General features: G+C 68.0%; 4 protein-coding genes. 2 read left to right on the top strand and 2 right to left on the bottom strand.

What is annotated here, in order from left to right; genetic code table 11:
- Window positions 1-381 precede the first annotated feature (381 nt).
- Together ACFP2T_RS47310 and ACFP2T_RS47305 are read left to right on the top strand one after the other, a co-directional pair.
- Window positions 382-870: a helix-turn-helix domain-containing protein gene (locus ACFP2T_RS47310; protein WP_377434480.1), complete on the top strand. Its 489-nt coding sequence runs from the start codon at window positions 382-384 to the stop codon at window positions 868-870.
- 84 nt (window positions 871-954) lie between these two features.
- Window positions 955-1455: an integrase core domain-containing protein gene (locus ACFP2T_RS47305; protein ID WP_377434477.1), complete on the top strand. Its 501-nt coding sequence runs from the start codon at window positions 955-957 to the stop codon at window positions 1453-1455.
- 138 nt (window positions 1456-1593) lie between these two features.
- On the opposite strand, the gene ACFP2T_RS47300 is transcribed toward ACFP2T_RS47305, so the two are convergent.
- Together ACFP2T_RS47300 and ACFP2T_RS47295 are read right to left on the bottom strand one after the other, a co-directional pair.
- Entirely contained in the window at window positions 1594-2853 is a 1260-nt protein-coding gene (locus ACFP2T_RS47300) for a right-handed parallel beta-helix repeat-containing protein (protein WP_377434475.1), read from the bottom strand.
- Between the two features lie 66 nt (window positions 2854-2919).
- A complete protein-coding gene (locus tag ACFP2T_RS47295) occupies window positions 2920-4416 on the bottom strand; it encodes a hypothetical protein (RefSeq protein WP_377434472.1) in 1497 nt (498 codons plus the stop codon).
- Window positions 4417-5060 lie beyond the last annotated feature (644 nt).

Raw genomic sequence — 5060 nt, 5'->3', positions numbered from 1 at the left:
AACCCTCTGACGCCAACCAGCGTTGGCTAGCCACCACTCCACAAAAGCGGGGGAACCTCACAGAGCGTTGTAGTCCGTTCCTTGACGCGGAAGAGGTCACTGGTTCAAACCCAGTATCGCCCACCAGTTATATATGCAGGTCAAATGGCTCGTTACCGGATCATCGGTAACGGGCCATTTTGTGATTGCTCCTTACGGTGGTAGCAAACTGGGAGCACATGATCATCTACGGCGGCCCGGTAACGGCTTGCATGGACGATCCTCACTAGAGCCCGAGGCGTTCGGGCGCGAAGGCCTGTACCGTTCGGAAACTCGGCCACATGCGCTGACGTGCGACTTTGTCCGTCGTTGGGATCGATGAGTGGCGGCATGCTGCCGGTCATGATCTTGTCGTTCGGCTACCTAATTCTTCGTCAGACACTGCAGTTGGTCATCCTGTTGGCCCGCGGTGGGCACACCAACGCGGTCGAGGTGGTTGTGCTACGGCACCAGGTCGCGGTGCTACGTCGGCAGGTGCGCCGGCTGGATCTGGAACCGGCCGACCGGGTGGTGCCGGCCCGGCTGTCGAGGCTGCTGCCGCAGGCGCGGTGGTCAGCGTTCTTCGTCACCCCGGCCACGTTGTTGCGCTGGCATCGCAACCTGATCGCGCGGCGGTGGACCTACCCGAGGCGGCGGCCGGGTCGCCCACCGGTCACGGCCGAGGTACGTCAGTTGGTGCTGCGGCTCGCCCGGGACAACCCGACCTGGGGATGTCGGCGCATCCAGGGCGAGCTGGCTGGCCTGGGCTACCGACTCGCGGCCAGCACGATCTGGGCGATTCTGACCCGGGCTGGTGTGGGCCCGGCCCCGCGGCGGGCAGGACCGACCTAGACGGCGTTCCTCACCGCGCAGGCCAAAGGCATCCTGGCCTGCGACTTTCTGCACGTCGACACCATCGGCCTGACCCGCATCTACGTGCTGTTCCTCATGGAGATCGCGACCCGCCGGGTACACGTGCTGGGGGCCACGACCAACCCGACCAGTGACTGGGTGGTGCAGCAGGCCCGCAACCTGATGCTGGACCTGGGGGAGCGGGCCCAACGGTTCCGGTTCCTGATCCGGGACCGGGATGCCAAGTACACCGCCATGTTCGACACCGTGTTCCAGGCCGAGGGTATCGAGGTGCTCCGGACGCCGCCACAGGCGCCCCGCGCGAACGCGTTCGCGGAGCGCTGGGTGCGGACGGTCCGGCGGGAATGTCTGGACCGGATTCTGATGTACAACACGCGGCAACTGCTCGCCGTACTGGGCGAATACCTGGCGCACTACAACGGGCATCGACCGCATCAGGCCTGCGGGCAACGCTCACCTGATCGGGACAGCCTTGCGGCGAAGGTAGCTGATCTGGGTGCGCTGCGGGTACGGCGAAGGAAGGTGGTCCACGGGTTGATCAACGAGTACGAGCAAGCAACGTAGCCGAAACCGAATTCTCGAACGGTACAGCGTGGGAGCGATGTTCTTCGGCCTGTGGCTCATCTCCATGGGCTATGGTCGGCTACTTGCTGGTCCGCGGCATCCGCCGGCACGCGCTCCAGAAGGCACCGCGATACGACGCTAGTGGTACTCGTAGGCGCCACGGTCGGGCACGGCGAGGCCGTCGTTGTCGCCGTCCAGGGGGACGGTGACGCCGTCGAGGTCGGTCGGGTAGCTGGCGTCGGTGGCGGTGTCGATCACCGGGCTGGCGGATGTGGGATGCAGGTCGCCCGCTGCCGCGTTGCGGAACAGTGGGTCGGCCCAGACATCGTCCGCCGCAGGGTTCCCCTCGAATGTGCTGCCGTGGTAGATGTTGTTGCCCCCGGCGTACACGCCGTCGGTGAACCCGGATCGGTATCCCGCCACCAGGACGTTGTCGCGGGCCTCCAGGATCGTGGCGTCGCAACCGCCGTAACACGCCAGGCCGTAGCTGTGCGCGCCGGTGAGGTAGACAGTGTTGTGCCGGAACACGGTGCCGGTGACCGGGCCGAAGGCGTCCCTGGCCCCGCGCGTGACCAGGCCCGCCGCGATGTCCAGGCCGGAGCGCACGACGTTGTAGGCATAGCTGTTGCCGTGCGTGCCGGCGCCGCCCAACTCGGCGAAGGCCACGTTGTCGACCGCGAGGTTGTGGTGGATGACGTTGTACCGGCCGCCGAAGATCTCGACCGCGCCGCCGTCGCGGCCGTAGTCGTGGGAGAACGCCTCGCTGCCGGAGATCCGGTTGCCGGCGACCTCGGTCCGTAGCCCGTGCAACAGGATCCCGAATGCGCCGTAGTCGTCGTCCCCGCCCGGGTCGTTCACGGTCATCCGGTTGTTGTTCACCAGGTCGTTGTCCAGCACGCGGGCGTCCGCCGAGTCCTGGTGCACCTCGATGCCGGTTTCGTTGTTGCTGACCAGGTTGCGGCTGACCGTCACCGAGCTGCCCCGGATCAGCACGCCACCCGACCCGGAACAGTTGTGGATGTCGAGATAGGTCATCGTCAAGTACGACCCGTCGAGGGTCACGCAGTGGTCGTCGGTGCCCGTGGACTCGATGACGGGGGTGTTTCCGGTGGCGCCGTACGCGCTGATGAGGATCGGCGCGTTCGGGGTGCCGCTGGCGGCTATCACCAGTGGGTCCGCGAAGCGGCTGCCGCGGGCCAGCAGGAGTTGGTCGCCGGGGTTGAGCGCCGCGGTGTTCGCCCGGTCCAGGGACTGCCACGCCTGGTCCGGGGCTGTGCCGCTGTGGGCGTCATTGCCGTTGACGCTGTCGACGAAGTACACCGCAGCGGCCGGCGCGGTGACGGCGCCGGCCGCTGCGACTGTCAGGGCAGCGGTGGTGAACAGGGCCCCGAGCGGCATCGCGCTCCTCCAAGATCGGATCGCCTGTGTCTCCTTCGCGCTCCCGATACCCCTACGGGCCGTGTCTTACGCGGCCAGCGTCAGGTGGAAGTGGTTGTCATGGACTTCGTTGTAGCGCATCGTGGCGTGCCCGGCGTTGGCCCAGGCGCCGATGCCGAGATTCACTACCTGACCGGCCGCGGTGGTGTAGATCCCGTTCTCCAGTAGAGCCCGGGCCCAGCCCCGGGCAAGTGCCGGGGCGCCGTTGCTGCCGGGCATCGCGCGTCCGATGGCGTAGTAGATCCGCTCGGTGTCGGCGTTGGCGATCAGAGCGTCGAACCGCGTTCTGCTCTGGGTGGCCCATGCCGCCACCCGGGCCAGGGACTCCGCGTTGCCGGCGAGCGCCGCGCGAGTGTCTCCCGCCAGGCGGTAGAAGTTGACGGTTCCGTTGAACTGCGGGTTGTTCGGAAAGTTGTAGACGTGGTAGAGATCGATGTCGCGGCCCGTGAGGTGCGTCGCGTGACCGAGCTCGCGGCCGTGCTCGCCCGAGATGTCGTTGATCCGGGTGACCAGCGCGCGGTTGCCGGAGAGCCAGTTCCAGGTAGCCCGCGAGGCCCAGCCGTCGCCGCCCGCGTCCCGCGTGCTGTAGCGATCGAAGCCGTCCGGCATCTGCCAAAGCGCGAGGAAGTCGGCGGACAACAGCGGTGAACTGGTGCTGGTAACGCCGTCGGTGCGTAGGCCGGTAAGGGTCGCCCGGTACCGGATGATGTCGGTGGGCGGTGGCACGCCGGCGATGCCGGACAGCGTGCCGCCGCCGAAGGTGACTCGTACCCGCAGGGTGTCGGCATCGACCGCGGTGACCACCGGGTCGGTGATCGGCACGTTCACCACCGTCTGCAGGGTGCCGTTGGTGCCGTTGACCAGGTCGACGCGGACCCGCGTGCCGGCCACATTGGCCGCGTGGCTGTAGTCGATGTCGACCGTACGCTGGAACGTGTTCGCCTCGCCCGGGCGCGGGATGCTGAACCGGTCCGAGCGGCCGGCCGCCGGCTGGGGCACGGTGTCCTTGCGGATCGCCTTGACCGACAGGGTGGGCGAGAGGGCGCCCAGCGAGGCGTCCACCTTGGTGGCGAAGCCCGGGCCGCCGATGTCCGTGGCCGTCACCACCAGGGTCAGCGCGGCGTCGGCGCTTGCCGTCAGGGCCGACACGTCCAGTTCCTGCCGGGTCTGGTCGGTGATGCCGCCGAGGAACGGTTCGACCTTCCAGATCGGCGGCGTGTCCACCTGCGATTGCACCGTGCGGTGGGTTGTGTAGAGGACCTGCCCGGAGGGCCCGAGCACGGCCACGCTCCAGGTGTCGTTGTAGCGACTGCCTGTGAGCACGGAGTTCGGGTACTCCCGGCTCTCGATCTTGTAGGCGAGCACGACGTCGGTGGTGCCCTTCGCCGCCGTGGCCGTGGCGCTGCGTACCTGAGGCACATTCTCGCCCGCGCTGCTGACGACCGCGTAGCCTGCCTGCTGGACGGCCAGGTCCTTGGCCGACCGCCGGGTGACCGGCCGGTCGGAGCGGGGCCGACGCCGCACCGGCGGCCGGGACGCCGGTGATGGTCCACGGGGGCACACCAGCCAGCACGTCCGCGGTGCCGCGCATCGTCACGGTGAGGGAATGGCTCGCCGCGGTTGCCGAGACGGCCGCGGCGGGGTTGATCCACGCGCCGTCCACGAGGGTCGCGGGCGGTCACGGTGAGCGATCCGGTAGGCACCCGCTCCAGCACGACGCGGCCGGTGACGTCGGTCGTGAGCGTGGTGTCCACCCGAGCGGGAATCAGTAAAGATGACCAGCCGGTCGCCGCTTGGCCGGGCCGCAGTTGCCCTGCTGATCGGCTGGCCGATCGTGGTTGGCCTGGTGATCGGGACCGTGCTGAGTCTTGTCGCGCTCGTCGTGGCCGATCGCAGAAGGTGGACGGGGTCTGGACCGAGTGTTCGTGGGGCGACTCGCCGGAGACCACGGAAAGTGTGGGCATGACGTTGAAGCGGCTGGGTCTTCCGGTCGAGACGACGAGGGACCCCGACGGCCGGGTTCGTCTCCGCTAGCGTCACCGCTTTGGTAGGTGGGTCGCTGTGGCCCTGAGCCGCCTCGGGATTCGCCCGCCTGCCGGGTGGTGAACGGTCACGTCCACGGGAGTGGTGTACGACTTGCCCGTGATGGGCGTGTTGCGTAGATAGGA

This window comes from Plantactinospora solaniradicis, assembly GCF_042658085.1.
GTDB lineage: Bacteria > Actinomycetota > Actinomycetes > Mycobacteriales > Micromonosporaceae > Plantactinospora > Plantactinospora solaniradicis.
This window is presented reverse-complemented; position numbering and strand designations above follow the sequence as displayed.